The following is a 20,618-nucleotide window of genomic DNA, read 5'->3' on the forward strand; positions in this document are numbered from 1 at the left end:
TGCAATTATTGTCAAGGATGGCAACAAGTGTACGGATTGGCGGATTGTTGCAAACCGGTAATTGCAAATGGCCAACTGCCAATGGTTAATTGGATTATGCTTCAATTTTTCCAATTAACGTAGCGCCTGTACAGTCATATACCTTAACCATTACATAGTTGCCTTTGTTCAACTTATAATGTTCTTTGGGAAAAACAACTACTTTGTTCTGGCTGTTACGTCCCATCCAATCCTGGTCGCTGCGTTTACTGTTTCCTTCTATTAAAACTTTAAAGGTTTTTCCGAGATCCTGCTGGTTGCTTTCGCGGCTGAGCGCATTCTGCAGTTTCACGATCTCGTCGAGCCGCTTTTTCTTCACTTCTTCAGGCACATCGTCTTTATAGCGGCGGGCGGCCAGTGTTCCGGGACGCTCGCTGTAAAAGAACATATAGCTCATATCGTACCGGCTGTGCTTCATTATGCTCAGCGTATCCTGGTGGTCTTCTTCCGTTTCAGTGCAAAAACCGGCAATGATATCGGAGCTGATGCCGCAATCGGGTATGATCTCCCTGATGCGATCTACTTTGGCCATATACCATTCGCGGGTATAGGTTCTATTCATAAGCTGCAATACGCGGGTAGAACCGCTTTGCACCGGCAGATGGATGTATTTGCAAATATTTTCATACTTCGCCATGGTGAACAGTACATCATCGGTGATGTCTTTCGGATGCGAAGTTGAGAATCGAACGCGTAAGGTGGGGTCAATCAGGGCTACTTTTTCGAGCAGGTTGGCGAAGGTCACCGCCTCCCCCTGGCTGGCCTCCCCCCGGCCTCCTCCCGTGGAGGGGGAGGAAAGCTCCATAGACTGTTCCGGTACCCAGTAATAGCTATCTACATTCTGGCCCAGCAGGGTCACTTCTTTATAGCCAGCTTCAAACAGATCAGTACATTCTTTTATAATAGAATGCGGGTCGCGGCTTCGTTCGCGGCCCCGGGTGAAGGGTACTACGCAGAACGAGCACATATTATTGCACCCGCGCATGATGCTTACAAAACCCGATACGCCGTTGCTGTCGAGTCGAACAGGGGAGATGTCGGCATAGGTTTCTTCCCGGCTCAGGAGCACGTTAACCGCTTTCTGGCCGGTTTCTGCTTCAATGATAAGGCCGGGCAGGCTGCGATAGGCATCGGGGCCTACCACGATATCGACCAGCTTTTCTTCTTCCAGGAATTTCGCTTTCAGCCGCTCAGCCATACAGCCCAGTACGCCAATGAGGGCGCCGGGATTGTTCTTCTTGACGATACGCAGGTCGCTCAGGCGTTTGCGCACGGTTTGTTCGGCTTTTTCGCGAATGGAACAGGTATTGATCAGGATCAAATCGGCTTCCTCAAAGTTGCGGGTTGCGCCGAATCCGTTTTCATTTAAAATAGAAGCTACGATCTCGCTGTCGGAGAAATTCATCTGACAACCATAGCTTTCGATATAAAATTTTTTGTTATACGCCACGGGGTCATTAACAAAGGGGGCATAGGCTTCTCCCTGCCTGCTTTCTTCGTGCATCGTATGGTTCATCCGCTCTAACATCAACAATTCAGTTTTTGGGATGGCAAAGATAGCCAAAAAAGGGTAAAAATGACAGGTTGACAGAGCAGCATAATTAGCTGATTAGCTAATGTGATAATGTGATAATCTGATAATTTGATAATGTGATAATGGGCGGAAGGCGGAAGGCGCAAGATAGCATATTGGTCTCAATTGTCGCGAGCCACTCACCATTCACCATTCACCATTCACCATTGACCATTGACCATTGACCATTGCCTTTAACGAAAACGTCCCGACGAATCGGGACGTTTGAACGGATTGGTGAAAGCGTTTATTGGGATATAACAAATGGATTGGCCGTTTTGCTGGCGCCTTGTTTTACTACCAGTACCGCCATTTTGTTTTTCAAGATCCTGGCGTCGTAAGGGATCGTTCTGGTGTGTTTTCCTACAGTGCCGGCTACTTCCAGTGTTTTCAGTACAGCACCGTCGATAGAAATGATTTCGATGTAGGTTTTTCCTTCATTGGCAAGCTCATAATCAACAATAACTGAGTTTGCGCCGAGGTTTGTTCTTACCAGGGCTGAAATGCCACTCTGCAATTTCCCGTTCTCGACCACATCAGGCGTAAATATTTTGCCCTCCTGGGTTGATTTTCTGGCAACCGAATCACTGCAGAAGTTAAGGCCTAAACGCAGTTTGGGACGTCTTGCAGCTACTGAGTAATCGCTGGATGCAAAAATGATCGATCTATAGTAGCTTTCATTCTGCAGTCTTATCAGGAAGCCATAGCGATTGGCCGGAGGCTGGTTGATAATGTCCTGAACAAGCGCAGTTACGTTCAGATCAACTACATCATAGTTCCACTGGGATGTTGAAGCGGGTAATGCTACCTGGTTAGTGGCAGTTGCTGTAGGCTGGTTATTCCATGTAAGGGTATTTTCAGCCCAGCTACCAGTGACCCGTTGTACATAACAGCCATTCGCACCCTGGTTGCCTTGCGGAGCCGTAGGTGAAGATGGTTTGCCATACAGGGAAAGGTAAGCGTACGTTACCGTTGTTCCTTGTGGAATTGATTGCAGATCGGTGAAATCGATGAACGCCCTGAGATAACCGGGAGCACCGTTAAAAGTCCAGGCGGTTGGCACCAGCTCTTCCAATGTTGCATAATTACCATCTGCAGCACTTGGAATGTTTGAAATAGTTAACACGTGCGCATCTTTACCGCGGCAGGCATCGGGCTGAAAGATCATTTCAGTTTGCGTTGCCTGGCTGAATGCACCACTGCTAACGAGGACGGCTAAAGCGGATTGTAAAAGACGAAAGTTGATTTTTTTCATAAAATAAAGTTGATTGAAGTGAAACTTTTGGTTGGTAATGGATCGATGTGTTTGGTTTCAAAGATGGTCTTCGTCAATAGCTAACAGTTTAATGGTTGTTGGATAAGGCATACAGATCCCTTTGCAGCACGAACAGGATGCCGTTACTGCCGGTGCTGTTTTTCCTGCAGGGAAAATCGTTTATATAAAATGTATAAGTCATTCAGCTCCGGATGGAGCAGTAACCAATTAGTAAATGACCTTTTAACAGTGAGTGGATTGTTTGGTCATGCCTGCATATATGACCTGTATATGTGGAGAGGTGCGTTGTATAACGTTTATCTACAACTGATGAATAAAATTACATGCAAATAGCGAGATTATGCGAAAAAATTGGTAACCGTGCAGATTTGGCAATAAGTGTGTAGATTTTGGCAATAAGCGTGCAAATTCCGCCAATAAGTGTGACTGAAATGCTATTTTCCGAACAGAACATAGCCATAGGTCTTATTCCCGATTTCTCGCGCTTTTTTGGGGAATAATTTGATGAAAAGACTGAGGGGAAATTTAAAGGGTGGAATCTTGCGGCCAATGCGATCACCTTCATCGAGCAGATAAATATTTTCATGTACTTTCCAGCCATGGCTGGTAAAAAAGCCTATCGGGTCTTCCACATCAAATTGCAGCGGCGCGTTAGACAGGATTTTTTTCAGATCGGTTGCCCGCCGGTGACGGCGCAAACCTCCATGGTAATCCAGGATCCAGTAATGGAAGGTTGGTACGGCAAACAGGTCTTTTGATAAGCGCGCGCCCTGTTCATTGGTAAGATAACCTACCACGCCTTCCGTTATGACGAGGGCTCTTCTGGTTTCAGCACCGATTTGGGCAAAGAGGGTTTTGCGTTCCTGGTCGTTCGACAGGTCAACTGCTAAACGTTGCAGGTGACAGGCCGGGATATCATTTTCAAGCAGTTTGCTTTTATATTCGATCATGTTGGGAAAGTCCACTTCGAGCCAACGCAGGTTAACAGGCAAAGGCATTCGGTAAGGTCTTGTATCGAGGCCGGCGCCCAGGTTAATAACGGCGTCAATACCACGTTCAATGGCTATGTTGATCAGCTTGTCGATACCAGTTGTGCGGGTTACCATGGCAAAGGCCATATGGTCTTTAATGGGTGTGGCTTCCACCATTTGAAACCCGCGTTCGCCGGCGAGTTTTCGGGCGAGTGGATCTTTAAAGACGGCGTCGGGGCGTTCAGATTCCAGGGCCCTGAAGGCAGCGATCCATAGCGCTGTGTCGGAAACGTTATTAATGAGCTTGTCTTGCATAACCCACCCTCCTGGCTTGGTAATACGGTTGCACTTTGCAGTAATCAAAGCTTACCTAAATTTAATTAATTTCCGGGAGGTAAACCGGCGATGGGGGAGACTTTTTAGTGCAGCGATTTGAGCGGATTGCCTGCTTACGCGGTGCTCACAGTGTTATTTGAGCGGATCATTCTGATGTTCCGCCTGATTGCTGATTTTTTAGTGCGTCAAGATCAGCCTTCAATAAATTCAGGTTGATATCAATTCGATTCGCCATAACAACAAGCCTTTCGAGGGTTTCTTTAAGTAAATCGAGTGCAACTTTTTCGTGTTCGGCTTTTTCTGCTCTTAGTTCTGCGTCCTTTAGATATTTCTCCCTGTCAGCGATCAATGTATTCAGCAATAATCGCTGATCTTTGTTCTCTGGGTCAAGCAACAAAATCCCGTCAGGCGTATTCAGTTTAATTTTTGGCGTCTCTGTTCTATATGAAGAACTGGTTTCCCGTGGACCAGTCCTTTGAGCTGCCGGTATCAGCATTTCTCCTTTTCCGGTTAAAATCCACTCTGCGCTTATCGAATATTCGCGCTGCAGGCGCTTTAGAAAAAGCTTGGTGATTTTTTTCGAACGGCTTAAAATATCAGATACATAATTGGTAGCCTCATACCATAATTTGGTTGCAATAGCTTCATTAGTAAGCTTTTCCTTGTCTGGGTTCGCAAGATTTTCTTCGTTTTTTATAGATTCTATCGCTATTTTTAATCGATCTACCGCGTCCATTTAATTAAGTATCGATTTATAAATTTTGTCGGGAAAATCGATGTGCATGCACTTTGTATCGATTTTTCGACTTATATTTAATCCCGAAATGATCCGAGTATAAATACATAAGCAATATAGCAAATAACGACAGCAGATTTGATGGCCATACGACCTTCTTGTGAAGGCATGCCGTCAAAATGCTTTTATGATCTGGTCGGTTATGAGCAGGTCATACAGTCAACAGCTTCGGAACCTGGAACCGGTTAAGTTTGTTGACAAGTGCTGCTTTATGTAAATCCAAGTCGGGAAGGAAGGAAGATAAATAAAATGTCAGAAATAGCCCGGTTTTTAGCGGGTTACTTTGATATTTCATTTTTAGTGGCACAACTGGCTAGGATATCGCAAATGGGTGAACGAGATTGTGTGCATTCTACATATACTCAAATAGGTTACCTGGGTTCTGGCGTTTTAATAAGAGTGGTGCAAGGTATGCAGGATGAGATCGAAAAAGAAGCGTTAGGAATTGGAGATCATCATAGAGCGGGGTATTTTGAAAGCCTGTGTGACGGCTTCATTCGGGTGGGCCTATGACGTGAGATGAACTTTAAATTTTCCGAACTAAGTGTTTACTTGTAAATACCTATAGGGGTTGTGTTGTATTCTTAAAACTTTTCCTTTTTTTTTGTTGTCACACTTTTATAGACCGGGTGTTTATAACCTATATTTGGCAAAATAGTGCAGCAAAAATGTTGCTTTTTTTTGCTCTTCCCCAACCAGACGATCTATTCCCCTCTAATTTGTTCGGCTTTGATATACATGCGATTAGGAGCAGTTTTGTTTCAGTGGGCGGTACTTATTATTATGCTTACATAATAAAAGTTTGTCAATAAACGGCAAAAAAAAGCCAGCTGGGGATTACAATCAGCTGGCTGGATGGGCGCTCCATCATGTTAGCGGGAGATAAAACTATTGAGTACACCGCCAAGTAAACCAATAGCATAGATCACCTTGATAACAATTTCGATGGCACCGCACATCTTATCATAAAAACTGGGTTTACAAAAACCCGGATAAGGCTCCTTTCGGGGGGCCTTTTTGTTGTCAGGAACCGGGGACGGCTCATTTTCGGGTCCGCCTACCTGAAAGGTAAAATGCGATCTTTCATGTTGGTATTCGCGTTGCGCGCGAATAACAATAATAGTTACATACGTAACTGTCATAATCATTCATTTTTGTTGGTTAAAAATAATTCCACCTAACCTCTGGTTACAGGTTACCTGGCATTACTTAATAACCATTCAGGCTCGAACTGAATGAAAAGGATCCCCGGATTGCAGAACCGGAAAAAGTGTTGAATAATAGTTGGATGGTGCTGACGATAAGGTATGATAGTGGAGAAGAAAATGTCCAAATAGATATTTAAGGTCTGCGTGATAATAATGGTGTAAAATTATGACACATAATTCAAATGGTTGGTTGGTACGTCAATTCAGGACAGGATAAGATACTCATGCGCCAATTATGATTTAAAGATCCTAATTGGTAGATAAAGTTATTATCAATTGCTTTGATAGCAGTTTTTCAGTGGCATGGCAGCAGATCGTTTCTTCTATAGGTCTATGTTCCATTGCTAAATATAACCTAAACAATAGTTCATTTCCGTTATTTCAAAGAGCAAGTATTTCTCCCTTCAGAATCCATCAAATCACGTAGTTAAATGTAATATCCCTTTCAGTATCTTGAAACAGCGTCGGTGAGCATTCAAAATCATTGGCTTGACTCAATGCAAGCCTTATTGGTTACGCAGATGCGTGTACAGTGTTTAAAATCAGGAGAAGATATCGCAATTAGAAAAAAGAACTATCAAAGTTAAAAGGAAGTTCTGATCTTCAGACCGTTTGTGCGTTAAAAAATTTTTTATAATCTCCTAGTACTCAGGTTATATAAATATAGTTTTAGAATTAATTAAAATAGTTTCATTTTGAACTGTTATATGGCTCATTTCAGACTTGCTTATGCTCATTCCCGTTCCATTTATGTTATTTGTGTTCAATTATGTTATGAAAACGCTTTGTGAATCAGAACGGTCAATGCAACTGAACTTAACCATACCTGATAGCGGTCATTGTACAGACCGCGCCAATAACCGTACTTTGTAAGATCATTGCTCTGCACTTTATTGATGCTTCCCATTCATTCCAATAGCCACATTATTCCAATGTTTTAATTTTTTCCGCTGAAAACTATCCTGCCCGCTGATACCAAATGCAACCGGTAGTCATTGTTTACCATTATTTGTAAATCTCAAATCTTTCAGTTATGAGGAACATGCTACTATTCAAAAAATCATTTCTATTTGTCTTTCTTCTTTGTACGTCTGCCATTTCTTTTGGTCAGGTCGTTGAAAAATGGGTAAAAAGGCAAAACGGCGATGCCAATTCTTTTAACCAGGCCAATGGGCTGGTGGTGGACCGTAATGGCAATGTGATTGTAACGGGTGTTAGCGCCGGTGTAGGTACCAATAACGACTATACCACCATTAAGTATGATGACGATGGAGATAAAAAATGGCTAAAAAGATATAACGGACCGGGAAACAGTGTAGACAGAGCAGTTGCCATAGCCACAGACCGCAATTGCAATCTGTATGTAACAGGTTGGAGCACCGGCAGCGGAACAGGTTTGGATTTTGCAACCATTAAGTATGATGATGACGGAGACACAAAGTGGGTCAAAAGATATAACGGACCAGGTAATGGAATAGACCAGGCGTTTGCCATAACTGTGGATAAAGATGGAAACGTGTATGTAACCGGTACAAGCACCGGCAGCGGAACGGCTGGCGATATTACCACTATCAAATACGATGACGATGGCGATACCAAATGGGTAAAAAGGTATAACGGTCCTGGTAATGGCGCCGATCAGGCAACAGCCATTGCTGTAGATAAAAACGGTAATGTATATGTAACGGGGTTTAGCACCGGTCTTGGAACGGGCGGCGATTATACCACTATCAAATACGACGATGATGGTGATTTGCAATGGGTACAAAGGTTTAATGGTGCTTTTAATGACCTGGATATCGCAAAAGCACTGGCTCTGGACGACAATGGCAATGTATATGTAACGGGTTTTTCCACGACAGACGTGGGTGAAGATGGAAATCCAACCGCCATTGTGACGATCAAATACAATACTGCCGGGAACCAGCAATGGTTGGTAACTTACCAGGGCCAGGCCCATAACGAAGGAAATGCCATAGCGGTGGATCGCTCCGGCAATGTGTACCTGACAGGGGTAAGCGGTCCGAGAGACCTGGATCCTGTCAATGATTATGTGACTATCAAATACAATGCGGCCGGTGCACAGCAGTGGGCATCGCTCTTTGAAGGCGTTGGAGAACTGGGTGCCCAGGGTGGAGAAGGCGCCACTGACCTTGTGCTCGATTCAGCGGCTAACGTATATATTACCGGAGGCATCGCCGTACAGGATACGTTTCATTTTGCTACCGTTAAATACAATACCAATGGGGTGCAGCAATGGTTTGCGATTTTTGAAGGCCCCGCGGCGAACGCTATTGGTTTAGACAAAGAGGGTAACGTATATATTACTGGCAGGAGCGATCTGGACTTTAGTACTATTAAATACGATCCGGCCGGTATGCAGGAGTGGGTACAAAGGTATAACAACCGGGCCGGAGGTCCTGACCGTGCGAATGCCCTGGCCGTTGATAAACATGGCAATGTTCACGTAACCGGTGCTATCAGCCGGCTTAAAACCGGTTTAGACTATACCACCTATAAATACGACAACAATGCAAACAGAATATGGAAAAAAACATACAATGGCACCGGAAATGGTTCCGACGAGGCTACAGCCATGGCGCTGGATGCGAATGGAAATGTGTATGTAACGGGACAGAGCGAGGGCATGGGAACAGGTAACGACTTTGCCACTGTTAAATATGACGAAGCGGGAAACACCCAATGGGTAAAAAGGTATAATGGTCCCGGTAATGGTTTCGATCAGGCAAGGGCTATTGCGGTGGACAAAAGCGGAAATGTGTATGTAACGGGACCGAGTGGCGGTATTGGAACCGGCAGCGATTATGCTACTATTAAATACGATAAAGATGGAAATACAAGATGGATAAGACGATTTAATGGTCCATTTAATTTTATCGACGAATCAAATGCCATTGCCGTGGACGAGAACGGGAATGTGTATGTAACAGGATCAAGTTATGCAAGTGGTATTTCGGGAGACTATGCTACTGTTAAGTATGATGCCAATGGAAATGAACAGTGGGTGGCCAGGTATAACGGCCCGGAAAATTTTTCCGATGTGGCCACTGCCCTGGTAACGGACGCATTTGGCAATGTGTATGTAACCGGGCGTAGCTATGGCATTGGCACCGGCAGCGATTATGCTACAATTAAGTATAATACAGCAGGCGTTCAGCAGTGGGTGGCAAGGTTTCATACCCCTTCTATTTTCTTCGACGATGAAGCCAGGGACATAGCCATAGACGCTTCAGGTAATGTGTATGTGACCGGACGAAGTGGGGGTGACTACGGCACTGTTAAGTACAACAATGCCGGCGTACAGCAATGGGCAAGTTTGTATAATGGCCCCGCTAATTCTTTCGATATTGCAGCAGCGCTGGAACTGGATACTGCAGGTAACGTTTATGTTACGGGCAGCAGCATGAGCGGCAATACCGATAATTCTCAAGACTATGCGACCATTAAGTACAATGCAGCCGGCGTACAGCAATGGGTGGCCAGGTATGACGGACCGGGCAATGGCGCCGATAACGCAACTGCCATCGACCTTGATAATGATGGCAATGTGTATGTAACAGGTAGGAGCTTCGGCAATGGAACCAACTTCGATTATGCCACCATCAAGTATGAGCAAACACCACTCATAACCACCCGGTTGGCCACCAATCCTGAGCAACCAGGATTCGCTAAACTAAGTGTAAAAGCTTTCCCGAATGCATTTACAGAATACATCAACCTGCAGTGGAGCGGGAGTGATAAACCAGTAACTATTACGATCACCGATCTGCTTGGCAGACTGGTGGAAAAAAGAACCAGCCTTGCCTCCAGTGGTACCCTACAGACCGGCTATCAGTTCAGACCGGGCGTTTACCTGGCAGAAATAGTGCAGGGGCCCGAGAAAGTGGTATTGAAGCTTGTTAAAAAGTAAGTTACCGTAAAGGACAAAAGGGTTACTCGCCAATTGTTTCCAGGGCTATACAGTAATGGCTCATACATATCTTTAATAATGCGCCCCGGCGGTAAACCGTCGGGGTTGTCTTTGCACGCTCTGCCGATGCGCTAAGTCACAAACTGATTCGATATAAAATAATTGATCAATATCGATTGGCAATAGCGGAACTCAGTGATGCTTAGCAGTTAAAAATTACTAACGGCGTTCTATGGTGACCGAGAGCGTGACCTTTAAATCTTCCTTAAAGCAAAAAAGATATTTATAAAAAAAGCTGAAACCCTTATCTCTAAAGATTTCAGCTTTGAGCGGAAGACGCGGTTCGAACGCGCGACCTGAAGCTTGGGAAGCTTCCACTCTACCAACTGAGCTACTTCCGCTTATTTCATCCGCCGAAGTCTTGGCGTAGGCGGATTCTTTAAACTAAGTTAAGAAAAAAGTAAATTCAATGATCAACTACCACAACGGTTTTCCCTGATAGTAATCAAGAATTTTAGTGCGAAGCACATAATCGTACCGGGCGATAATGAGATTCACATTAGCCCGGTCTAAATTGTTTTTGGCTATGAGGAAGTCCACCACGGTAGAAGCACCTGCATAATAACGGGCTTCTGCCGCACGGGATGATTCTGCATATGCCGTCACCTGGTCAACCAGGGCCTGGTATTTGTTCTTCGCTGCCGTCATATTCACAAAATCCCTTTCTATGGCCTGCTTTAATTGGATCTGCCGGGTCTTCGCGGTATACGCTGCACTTTTAAGATCAATTTTCGCAAGCGCTATCTGGTTGCGGAACCGGAAATTATTGAAGATAGGAATGCTAATACCCAGGCCAACATACGTGCGGTAGTTGTTGCTGAGTTGGTCATAATATTCAATTTTCTGCGCTGCTGAATCCCTGGCGGTACTGGAATACGGTGTATAAAAGCCAGCGCCCAGGTCAAGCGAAGGAAACAGGTTTCCGCGTGCAGCCTGCACGGCCTTTTCAGCGCTTTTCGTACGCAGGTCCGCCGCTTTAATGATTGCCAGTTGCTGCTGCGCGATCTGGTAGATGCTATCGGGCGTAGTGGCGTAATTCAGTTCCAGCTGGTCGGCCCGTAAACTTTCTACCTGCAGGTCCTTATTGTACGGCACATTCATTAATTGTGACAACGACAGGCGGGCTGCTTCGAGGTTGTTCTGGTTATTGATCACGCTCAGTTTGTTATCGGCGAGCTGCCCCCGCATATCTGTAAGGTCTGAAGGTTTTATGGCGCCCTCTTCGTTCATCGTTTCCAGCCGTTCTACCTGTTTGCGGGTTACATCGGCCTGCGTTTGCGCCTGCTTCAGCAGGTCGGTACTGGTGAGAATTTGCAGATAGGCCAGTATCACATCCAGCATCAATTGGTCTTTTTGCTGCTGCAGTTCCATTTTACTGGCTTCATAAGCGTATTGACTGCTCTTTAACGTATTCAATAACCGCAATCCGTTGAAGAGCGTTACGCCGCTTGACAAGGAATAACTGCCGGAGGTTTGTTGCTGGTTCACATAGCTGTTCGTGCTGAGGTCAATGCTACGGCCCTGGTTAAGCGTGTGGTCAATTTGACCGTTGAGATTCGGTAACATATTGGCCTTCGACTGACGCCATGAAACAGCGGCGCGCTGCATATCGAGGTCACTTTGCTTCACATCCAGGTTATTGGCAAAAGCCGTTTGCACACATTCCTGCAACGACAATGGGCGACCGGTAATGCTTTGCGCCCGGCCGTCCATGTACATCATCATGGCTATACTCCCTAATATGAATAATTTTCTTATCATTATCGTTTGCGTTCTTTAAGGGTCAATGTTCAATAGCGAATGGTCAATGGTGAATGGTCAATGGTGAATGGTCAATGGTGAATGGTGAGTATTCCTACAGCCAAAGTTAATAACCGGTCTTGCGCCGCCTGAAATTCATTGCCGTTCCCCAATTGTATTTCATTATTGCATCATCACATTATCACATTATCAAATTAGTTTTCAATTCGTCCATCCAGCAAGTTTATAATATGCGATCCATAGCCGGCATTCTTTTCCGAATGGGTTACCTGTATAATGGTTACGCCTTCTTTATTCAGCTGTTTGAACAGATCCATGATCTCTTCGCCTTGTTTTGAGTTCAGGTTACCGGTTGGTTCATCGGCCAGTAACAGTTTGGGTTTGGCGATCAGGGCGCGGGCAATACCTACCAGCTGCTGTTGTCCGCCCGAGAGCTGGTTAGGGAAGAGGTCTTTTTTACCAACGATATTGAAACGGTCGATCATATCGGCAACCATAGCCTTACGTTCGCCAGACTTAATATTCTGGTAAATGAGTGGCGTTTCAATATTTTCATACACGGTCAGTTCATCTATCAGGTGATATGCCTGAAACACGAAGCCTATATGCTGTTTGTAAATTTGCGACCGTTGTTTTTCCTTCAGGTTGTGTACGGGCTGGTCCATAAAATGATATTCGCCTTCCGATGCATCATCGAGCATGCCCAGGATGTGCAGCAGGGTCGATTTACCTGAACCGGAGGGTCCCATGATGGAAACGAATTCTCCTTCTCTGATCGTCAGATTAATATCCTTTAAAATAAATGTGGGTTTACCGCCTACCTGGTACCATTTAGAGATGTGCTTCAGTTCGATCATATTTCTTGGATCTGGGTTCTTAATTTATAGTTGCTTGTTTCGGTTCTGCATCTTACCGGTTTGGCTTTCTGCATTTCATTCACATCAGCTAATTATCACATCATCACATTAACCACATGCCAGTTTATAGTCAGGTGATTTGCAATATACTATAAGGGAATTGGATCTGCATGCGTTTGTTTTCGATACAGGAACCGTCCGGTTTTGATACAGGTGAATGGTCAATGGTCAATGGTGAATGGTCAATGGTGAATAGCTCGCGAAATTTTGAAACTAATAACCAAGCTTGCGCCGTCGTAAACTCATTGCCTATTGCATTTCAACCTCTATTCCATTATCACTTATCACATTATCACATTATCAAATTATCACATTAGCTAATTAGCTTTATTCGGTCCTTAAACTCTTCACCGGGTTCATAAACGCTGCTTTGATCGTTTGAAAACTAACGGTAATGATCGCTATTCCGCCAGCAAGCAGTCCGGCCAATATAAACACCCACCAACTGATATGTGTGCGATAGGCAAAGTCCTGCAGCCAGCTGTACATTACCCACCAGGCCAGCGGGAAGGCAATGAGGGCAGCAATGATCACCAGTTTCAGAAAGTCTTTCGACAGCATGGCGGTAATGTTACTTACGGTAGCGCCCAGCACTTTCCTGATGCCGATCTCTTTGGTGCGTTGCTCTGCGGCATAAGCGGCCAATCCGAACAAGCCCAAACAGGCGATCAATATAGCCAGCACCGAGAAGGAAATGGCTATGGCGCCCATACGCTGTTCTGTACGGTACTGGTTATTGAAGTCTTCATCCATGAAGGTGAGATCGAAGGGAGCGCCCGGAGCTATCGCTTTGTATTTTTTTTCTATCTGACTTACCAGGTGAGGAATATCTTTACTTTTAATACGGAGCGCTACATTTCCCTGGTTATCTCCCAGCATTAACGCCAGGGGTGAAACATGCTGCCGCAGGCTGCTGAAATTAAAGTCCTTTACAATGCCAACGATATGCAGGGTAGAAACGTTTTCCGGGTGGTTAATATCCCTGATGAAATAAAGGTTTTTCCCAATGGGATCATCAAAGCCATACATTTTTGCGGCAGATTCGTTTATGATGATTGCGCTTGAGTCGGTTGGGAACTGTTTTGAAAAATTCCTGCCCGCCACCATTTCCATTCCGAGGGTAGGGATGTACTGATGATCCACATCCCAGGTTTGCATGGATACGGCTCTTTTTCGATCGAGGGTTGGGTCGGCAAATACGGGATTGTCGTTCCGCCAGCTATCTGTAGGCAGATAGCCTGTTATGGTAGCATTTTCAACGCCCGCTAATTTCACTACTTCCTCTCTGAAAACCCTGGCTTTGTTACCCAGCGGACTGCTATTATGGATTATCGCCACCTGATCCCGGTTGAACCCGGGTTTGTGTGATTGAATAAAATGAAGCTGTTTATAAATGACGATGGTGGCAATGATAAGCACAATGGAGATCACAAACTGGAAAACGACCAGGCTGCTGCGTAACCAGCTTCTTTTAAAACCCCCGGCCAGCTTGCCTTTAATGACCTGTATGGGTTTGAAAGACGAGAGGTAAAAAGCCGGGTAACTGCCGGCCAGCATACCGGTGATCAATACCAGCAGTAATAAAATAGGGATCAGCCAGGGGGTTGCCCGGAAATCTAATGTAATATTTTTTGCTGCCAGATCATTGAAGTAGGGGAGCATGGCAAAGGTAAGCAGCAGGGCCAGCACCAGCGCAATGCAACTGATGAGCATACTTTCAGTAAGGAATTGCTTTACCAGGTTTGTCTTTAATGAACCCAATACCTTTCGCACTCCTACTTCGCGCGCCCGGTTCGCAGAACGGGCTGTTGACAGGTTCATGAAATTTACGCAGGCAATAAGCAGGATGAAAAAAGCGATCGCCGAAAAAATATATACATACTGAATGCTGCTGTTGGCGCCCAGTTCGGCAACTTTATCAGAATGCAGGTGAATGCTGGTAAGAGGCATTAAAGAATGCTTTACATGGCTGCCGCTTTTTTTGAGATCGTCGAGGCTGGCCGACAGGAATTGCCGCACCTGTGGCCCTATATACTTTACCACCAGGGCGTCGAATTGCGCTTCGAGCTGTTTGGGATTGGCGCCTTCTTTCAAAACTACATAGGTGTTGAAGTTGTTGCTTAACCAGTTGTTTCGCCGGCTTTCTTCCAGGGTAGCAAGCGATACAAAAATGTCGAAGTTGAAATGCGACTGCGGAGGGATGTCTTTTATAACACCGGTGACCTTATAGGTATGCTGATTGTCGATCAGGATGCTTTTACCCACTGCCTGCGTGGTATTGAAATATTTACGCGCTGTGGTGGCAGTTAGTACGAGGCTGTTCGGCTCCTGTAAGGCTGTTTTGGCATCACCATCAAGCATGGGAAAGGTGAATACATCGAACAGGGTAGAATCTGCATAGATCACCCTGTTCTCCTGCACGTTTTCATTGTCTTTTTTAAGCAGCAGACCACCGGCGCTTCTGAAACGCACGAACTGCTCTATCTGCGGAAAGTCTTTTTTGAGGGTTGGGCCCATAGGATCGGGCGTTACGGCAGAAATAAAGCGATTACCGGCAAATTTTATATCGGTATCTACCCGGTAGATGCGATCTGCTTTTTTATGATACCGGTCATAATCCAGCTCATCGAGCACAAACAGCATAATGAGCAAACAGGTGGCCAGTCCAATGGCCAGTCCGATTATATTGATCGCCGAAAAGCCCTTGCTTTTCCAAAGTTTGCGTAAGGCGATCTTTAAATAACTTTTAAGCATAGCTTTATTCTTACATTTTGAATGATCTTATTCAGTGCGCAAAGCTTTCACAGGATTGGATACCGCGGCTTTAAAGGCCTGGAAGCTGATGGTCAATATGGCGATCAGCAACGCCAGGATGCCTGCGGCAGCAAAGATCCACCAGCTGATGCTGGTACGGTACGCAAAATCATGTAACCATTTATGCATGAAATACCAGGCAACCGGCGCTGCAATAAAGAAAGAGATCACAACCAGCTTTAAGAACTCTTTTGATAACAGGTTAATGATGTTCGACACGGATGCGCCCATTACTTTGCGGATACCGATCTCCCGGGTTCTTTGCATGGTGCTGTAGGAAGCCAGTCCCAGTAAGCCTAAACAGGAAATAAAGATGGCCAGCATAGCAAAGTTCAGAAAGAGACGGCCGAACCGCTCTTCATCGTGATACTGCCGGTTGAAAAATTCATCGAGGAAATAATAGCTGAATGGCCGGTTGGGGATCACTGTTTTAAATTCCTTTTCAATGGCCGATATGGTTCTTGTTACATTCTCAGGATTAATTTTCACCGATAGTAAACTAAAACGTGGCCATTCCACGCGCATCGACAGGGGTTTTATAGGTTGTTGCAGTGATTTATAATGAAAGTCTTTAATGACGCCGATGATCTTTCCCTCATGACCCCATTGTTTGAATCGTCTGCCAATAGCCTGATCAGGTGTATGGTACCCCAGTAACCGTACTGCCGCTTCATTCAGAATGATGGCCTGGCTGGAATCTGTTTTGTGTTCCGGCGAGAATGGCCGGCCTGCAGCCATTTGTATATTGTACAGCGGAATATAATTAAAGTCAACAAAATACAGATCGAGGTTGGTGATCTGCAGATCGCCTTTGATATTTTCCAATTCCGAATAGGCGCCTGAATAAGCGCCGCCCGGTACGCTGGCCGATAAGGTAGTGGATCTTACATTGGGTAAACGGCTTATTGCCTGTTGCAACGCTTCCCGGTTTTTATCGCCATCGGTGTCTATCACCAATACCTGATCTTTGTTGAAACCCAGGTTACGGTTACGCATATAGCTCATTTGTGAGTAAACTATAATGGTGCCGATGATCAATGCGGTGGAAATGGCGAATTGTGCAATTACAAGGCTTTTCCGTAAAATGCTTCCTTTGCTTCCGGTAGCAAACCGGCCTTTCAATACCTCAATGGGTTTAAATGCCGAAAGTACTAACGCGGGGTAAATACCGGCGAGCAGCCCGATCACCATGCCGGCACCCAACAGCAAGAGCAACAAACTGCTATTTGTGAAAATGCCCTCACTGATGGTTTTGCCGGCAAGATGATTGAAAGAGGGCAGTAATAACGCAGAAAGCGCCAATGTAAACAGGAAAGCGATAAAGCAGATGATCACCGATTCGCCGATGAACTGCCGCGCAAGTTGTGTTTTCACCGCACCGGCTACTTTACGTATTCCCACTTCCTTAGCCCTTTCTGTTGCCCTGGCTGTAGTAAGATTTATGAAGTTAATACAGGCAATAAAAAGGATAAATGCAGCTATGATTGAAAAAGTATAAACATTCTTAATGTTCCCCACTTTTTTACTTCCTATAGCTTCGCCACGGGTAGATTTCAGGTAAATATCTTTCAACTGTTCCAGTTTCAGGGTAACGAACATCTGTAACTGCTTCATTTCTTTGCCCGACCATTTTTCGAGGAAGGCCGGTAATTTCTTTTCCAGTGCCCGGGCATTGATGCCTGGCTTTAGGAGAATGTATGCCCATGGCGAATAATTACCCCACTGGTTATCCAGGTCCTGCGCCCATTTGGCCGTAATAGTGCTCATAGATACCAGCACATCGCCTTTTACCTGGGTATTATTCGGCATATCCTGCATGATACCCGTGATAGTGGCCGGCGCTGCATCGCCGGTCATCAAAAGGGTTTTGCCCATCGGGTCTTCTTTTCCAAAATATTTTTTGGCGGCTGTTTCTGAGAGCACCACGCTGAATGGTTCTTTCAATGCGGTGCGTGCATCGCCTTTGATCAATATGTAAGAAAATATGCTGAAGTAAGCCGAGTCGGCCCAAATGGCATTTGGTTCCTGAAATTTTACATCGCCTTTTCTAAATAATATCTGATCAGGTAATACCCGGGTATACGCTTCTACTTCAGAGAAATCGAGCTTCAGGTGTGGTCCTACAGGCCAGGCCGGACCGCTCGCCGGAATCGTTTCTGTAGGCGTTTTTATATCTGCCACGATCCGGTATATACGATCGGCTTTTGCATGAAAACGGTCATAACTCAATTCAAAGCGTACATACAGAAAGATCAGGAAACAGGCCGTCATGCCAACGGTTAAACCCATAATATTGATAAAGGAGAAAACCCGGTGGCGCCAGAGATTCCTGAATGCGATCTTTAAATGATTTTTTATCATGGCTATGAATGATTAATGCGTTATTCGGTCCGTAATGCTTTTACGGGGTTCGACAGCGCTGCTTTCACTGCCTGCACACTTACTGTGGTAACGGCCACGAACAGGGCAAACAATCCGGTAACCGCAAAAACCCACCACGTAATATTAATGCGCCAGGCATAGGCTTGCAACCAGTCATGCATCACATACCAGGCAAGGGGAGAAGCGATCACCAACGCTATGGCAATGAGCTTTATAAACTCTTTCGACAACAAGGCCACTACATTGGTTACCGTGGCGCCCATTACTTTTCTGATGCCTATTTCCTTGGTCCGGTTCACCGCCGCCAGCGCTGCCAGTCCAAACAACCCCAAACAGGCCAGGAAAATAGAAATGCCGCCGGCCCAGCCTGCGATAGCGCTCCAGCGTTTTTCGTTCTTATAAAAATTGTCAAACTTTTCATCCAGGAAGTGATATTCAAATGGTGCATCTGGCACCAGTTTTTTCCAGCTTGCATCGAGCAGGGCCAATTGCCTGCGGGGATCACCGGCCTGCAATCTTACAAAGATGCGTGACGGTTGCAGGATTGCCGGACGGTAGAACATCTGCGGTCTTACTGTATGGGTAAGGTCTTCAAAATTGAAGTTGCGCGAAACGCCAATGATCGTTTTGGGAGCAGCATCGCCTTTGGCATTTTTGATCTGTTTACCCAATGACTTTTCGTTGGTTGTGCCTAATATCTGCTGTACCATAGCTTCGTTCACTATCACTGCTCCCATGCTGTCTGATGCTATGGCGGGATCGAAATTTCTTCCGGCCACCAGCTGCATGCTCATGGTGTTGAGAAAATTATAATCGCCGGGATATGCAATAACCCCCTTCACTTTGCCAAGATAATCTGTAAAGCCCCAGCCCATTTGTCCTTCGCCCGATCCCAATCCCATTTCTGATGCCGTTACACTTACAATGCCGGTATGGGATTGGATAGCCTCTTTGAACAAAGGATAGATCTTTTTTGAATCGATCCCCTCCGCATTGATCATGACAACGTTCTCTTTATTAAATCCGATATTCTTCGAACGGATGTACGATAGCTGCTGCAGAATGATGATGGTGGAAATGATCAAGCCAATTGATAATACAAACTGCAATGTTACAAGCGATCTTGTGAACAGGTTGGCGCCACCCACCCTGATCTTTTGCTTCAACACTTCAATGGGTTTGAATGATGATAACACCAGCGCGGGGTAACTACCCGCGAGCAAGGCCACCAATATGATAAGACCCATCAGCAACCAGGGGAGTTCGGGAAAACGGCTCGGGGAAAAGCTCAGCTTGCGGTCGGCCAATTGGTTGAACAAGGGCAGGAGCGTATAGGCGAGTATTAGTCCGGTAATGGCAGAAGCCACACTGAGCAGCAGCGATTCTGCGAGGAACTGTCCAATAAGTTGTGCTCGCCGGCTGCCCATTACTTTTCTAACGCCGATCTCTTTCGCGCGGCCTGCGGAACGGCCAATGGCCAACGTCGTAAAATTGATACAGGCGATCAGTAATACGGCGCCGGCAATCGTGATCAGCAGCCAGATATTTTTTGGATCAATGCCGCCTTCTATTTGAGGGTTCGTATGTATATCCCGTATAGGTTGCAAGCGGAAGCTTGTCTGGATCTCCGGTTCTTTTTTTATTGCCTTCCTGCCTTTCTTACGGGGTCGCTGATCCTCGGGGTAATATTTTTTTCTGAACAGGTCAAGCCGGTTTTGTTCATACGCCAGCCGGCTGCCGGGCTTTAATTGCACGAACGCTTCCATGCCGATGGTCATATACCAGTCCTTATTACTTTGCTGCACCTCGGGATGGTTGATTATACGCTCAAAACTGCACAGCAGGTCGAACTTTACAGATGAGTTGGCGGGAATATTTTCTGCAACGCCACTGATGGTATACGGTTCAAAGGCGCTATCAGTTTTTATTTGCAGGATCCTGCCAACTGCATTGACGGTGCCATACAATTGCAACGCCTTCTCTTTGGTAACAACAACCTGGTTCGGGTGCTGTAAAGCAGTTCGGGTACTGCCATATACCAAGGGAAAAGTGAAAACATGAAAGAACGGGGTATCGGCGTATGTGATGGAGGTATGGAAAACCTTGTTATCGGCTTTCATCAAGCAGCCGGCGCCTTTTAAGCGTACAGCGTATTCCACATCGGGAAAATCGCGTTTCATGGCTTCTGCCACCGGCGTATATGCGCCGCCAGCGCCGCCGGGTTCCCGGCCTTCGCCCTGCCACCATTCTACAATGCGGTAAATACGATCGGCATTTGTATGGAACCGGTCATAGCTGAACTCATGTACGGCGTATAACAGGAACAAACTGAAGCAGGCAATGCCTACCGACAAACCGAAGGTGTTGATACCCGTGAGCACTTTCTGTTGCGCCAGGTTACGAAAAGCGACCTTGATGTAATGTTTGATCATGACGGCTGTTTTGCCAGAATTGTACCGGGTTCACAGTTATTGAATGTCAATAGCTTTTATATAGTGATCTACGAACTTGTTCGTTAACGTTACAGCCGGTGTTCGCTTTTGGTACATGATAA

At 45.6% G+C, this 20,618-nt stretch carries 12 protein-coding genes and 1 tRNA gene; 2 read left to right on the plus strand and 11 right to left on the minus strand.

Annotated features, from left to right (window positions below):
- Window positions 1-94 precede the first annotated feature (94 nt).
- The 4 genes from miaB to JUB15_RS03335 form a co-directional block, all read right to left on the minus strand.
- A complete protein-coding gene (miaB, locus tag JUB15_RS03320) occupies window positions 95-1,567 on the minus strand; it encodes a tRNA (N6-isopentenyl adenosine(37)-C2)-methylthiotransferase MiaB (RefSeq protein ID WP_207510892.1) in 1,473 nt (490 codons plus the stop codon).
- A gap of 292 nt (window positions 1,568-1,859) precedes the next feature.
- The gene (locus tag JUB15_RS03325) at window positions 1,860-2,867 is read right to left on the minus strand and encodes a DNRLRE domain-containing protein (protein WP_207510893.1); all 1,008 of its coding nucleotides are present in this window, start codon (window positions 2,865-2,867) and stop codon (window positions 1,860-1,862) included.
- Window positions 2,868-3,322: 455 nt separating this feature from the next.
- Window positions 3,323-4,174, minus strand: a complete 852-nt coding sequence (locus tag JUB15_RS03330; RefSeq protein ID WP_207510894.1) for a class I SAM-dependent methyltransferase — start codon at window positions 4,172-4,174, stop codon at window positions 3,323-3,325.
- A 166-nt stretch (window positions 4,175-4,340) separates the two neighbouring features.
- On the minus strand, window positions 4,341-4,931 hold the full coding sequence (locus JUB15_RS03335) for a hypothetical protein (RefSeq protein ID WP_207510895.1): 591 nt from the start codon (window positions 4,929-4,931) through the stop codon (window positions 4,341-4,343).
- A gap of 309 nt (window positions 4,932-5,240) precedes the next feature.
- Between JUB15_RS03335 and JUB15_RS03340 the strand changes: the two genes are divergently transcribed.
- Window positions 5,241-5,504, plus strand: coding sequence for a hypothetical protein (locus JUB15_RS03340; protein ID WP_207510896.1), 264 nt, complete (start codon window positions 5,241-5,243; stop codon window positions 5,502-5,504).
- 359 nt (window positions 5,505-5,863) lie between these two features.
- Here JUB15_RS03340 and JUB15_RS03345 read toward each other — a convergent pair whose 3' ends face one another.
- Window positions 5,864-6,133: a hypothetical protein gene (locus JUB15_RS03345; RefSeq protein ID WP_207510897.1), complete on the minus strand. Its 270-nt coding sequence runs from the start codon at window positions 6,131-6,133 to the stop codon at window positions 5,864-5,866.
- A gap of 1,099 nt (window positions 6,134-7,232) precedes the next feature.
- Here JUB15_RS03345 and JUB15_RS03350 point away from each other — a divergent pair.
- Window positions 7,233-10,130 carry an SBBP repeat-containing protein gene (locus JUB15_RS03350; protein WP_207510898.1) on the plus strand — a complete coding sequence of 966 codons (2,898 nt, stop codon included), beginning with the start codon at window positions 7,233-7,235 and terminating at the stop codon, window positions 10,128-10,130.
- Between the two features lie 328 nt (window positions 10,131-10,458).
- Here JUB15_RS03350 and JUB15_RS03355 read toward each other — a convergent pair.
- The 6 genes from JUB15_RS03355 to JUB15_RS03380 all read right to left on the minus strand — a co-directional run bounded on the left by JUB15_RS03355 (window position 10,459) and on the right by JUB15_RS03380 (window position 20,496).
- Window positions 10,459-10,531: transfer RNA gene (locus JUB15_RS03355), tRNA-Gly, on the minus strand.
- A gap of 76 nt (window positions 10,532-10,607) precedes the next feature.
- On the minus strand, window positions 10,608-11,951 hold the full coding sequence (locus JUB15_RS03360) for a TolC family protein (protein ID WP_242696173.1): 1,344 nt from the start codon (window positions 11,949-11,951) through the stop codon (window positions 10,608-10,610).
- A gap of 194 nt (window positions 11,952-12,145) precedes the next feature.
- Window positions 12,146-12,808 (minus strand): ABC transporter ATP-binding protein, encoded by a 663-nt coding sequence (locus JUB15_RS03365; protein ID WP_207510899.1) that lies wholly within the window; start codon window positions 12,806-12,808, stop codon window positions 12,146-12,148.
- A gap of 387 nt (window positions 12,809-13,195) precedes the next feature.
- On the minus strand, window positions 13,196-15,622 hold the full coding sequence (locus JUB15_RS03370; protein WP_207510900.1) for an ABC transporter permease: 2,427 nt from the start codon (window positions 15,620-15,622) through the stop codon (window positions 13,196-13,198).
- Window positions 15,623-15,649: 27 nt separating this feature from the next.
- On the minus strand, window positions 15,650-18,043 hold the full coding sequence (locus tag JUB15_RS03375; RefSeq protein ID WP_207510901.1) for an ABC transporter permease: 2,394 nt from the start codon (window positions 18,041-18,043) through the stop codon (window positions 15,650-15,652).
- A 20-nt stretch (window positions 18,044-18,063) separates the two neighbouring features.
- Window positions 18,064-20,496: an ABC transporter permease gene (locus tag JUB15_RS03380; RefSeq protein WP_207510902.1), complete on the minus strand. Its 2,433-nt coding sequence runs from the start codon at window positions 20,494-20,496 to the stop codon at window positions 18,064-18,066.
- Between the last annotated feature and the right edge of the window lie 122 nt (window positions 20,497-20,618).

The sequence above is a fragment of the Longitalea luteola genome (assembly GCF_017356035.1).
Taxonomy (GTDB): domain Bacteria; phylum Bacteroidota; class Bacteroidia; order Chitinophagales; family Chitinophagaceae; genus Niastella; species Niastella luteola.

Coding starts and splice junctions, on each gene's coding strand:
- miaB (WP_207510892.1), bottom strand. CDS start 1,567: ATGTTAGAGCGGATGAACCATACGATGCACGAAGAAAGCAGGCAGGGA.
- JUB15_RS03325 (WP_207510893.1), bottom strand. CDS start 2,867: ATGAAAAAAATCAACTTTCGTCTTTTACAATCCGCTTTAGCCGTCCTC.
- JUB15_RS03330 (WP_207510894.1), bottom strand. CDS start 4,174: ATGCAAGACAAGCTCATTAATAACGTTTCCGACACAGCGCTATGGATC.
- JUB15_RS03335 (WP_207510895.1), bottom strand. CDS start 4,931: ATGGACGCGGTAGATCGATTAAAAATAGCGATAGAATCTATAAAAAAC.
- JUB15_RS03340 (WP_207510896.1), top strand. CDS start 5,241: ATGTCAGAAATAGCCCGGTTTTTAGCGGGTTACTTTGATATTTCATTT.
- JUB15_RS03345 (WP_207510897.1), bottom strand. CDS start 6,133: ATGACAGTTACGTATGTAACTATTATTGTTATTCGCGCGCAACGCGAA.
- JUB15_RS03350 (WP_207510898.1), top strand. CDS start 7,233: ATGAGGAACATGCTACTATTCAAAAAATCATTTCTATTTGTCTTTCTT.
- JUB15_RS03360 (WP_242696173.1), bottom strand. CDS start 11,951: ATGATAAGAAAATTATTCATATTAGGGAGTATAGCCATGATGATGTAC.
- JUB15_RS03365 (WP_207510899.1), bottom strand. CDS start 12,808: ATGATCGAACTGAAGCACATCTCTAAATGGTACCAGGTAGGCGGTAAA.
- JUB15_RS03370 (WP_207510900.1), bottom strand. CDS start 15,622: ATGCTTAAAAGTTATTTAAAGATCGCCTTACGCAAACTTTGGAAAAGC.
- JUB15_RS03375 (WP_207510901.1), bottom strand. CDS start 18,043: ATGATAAAAAATCATTTAAAGATCGCATTCAGGAATCTCTGGCGCCAC.
- JUB15_RS03380 (WP_207510902.1), bottom strand. CDS start 20,496: ATGATCAAACATTACATCAAGGTCGCTTTTCGTAACCTGGCGCAACAG.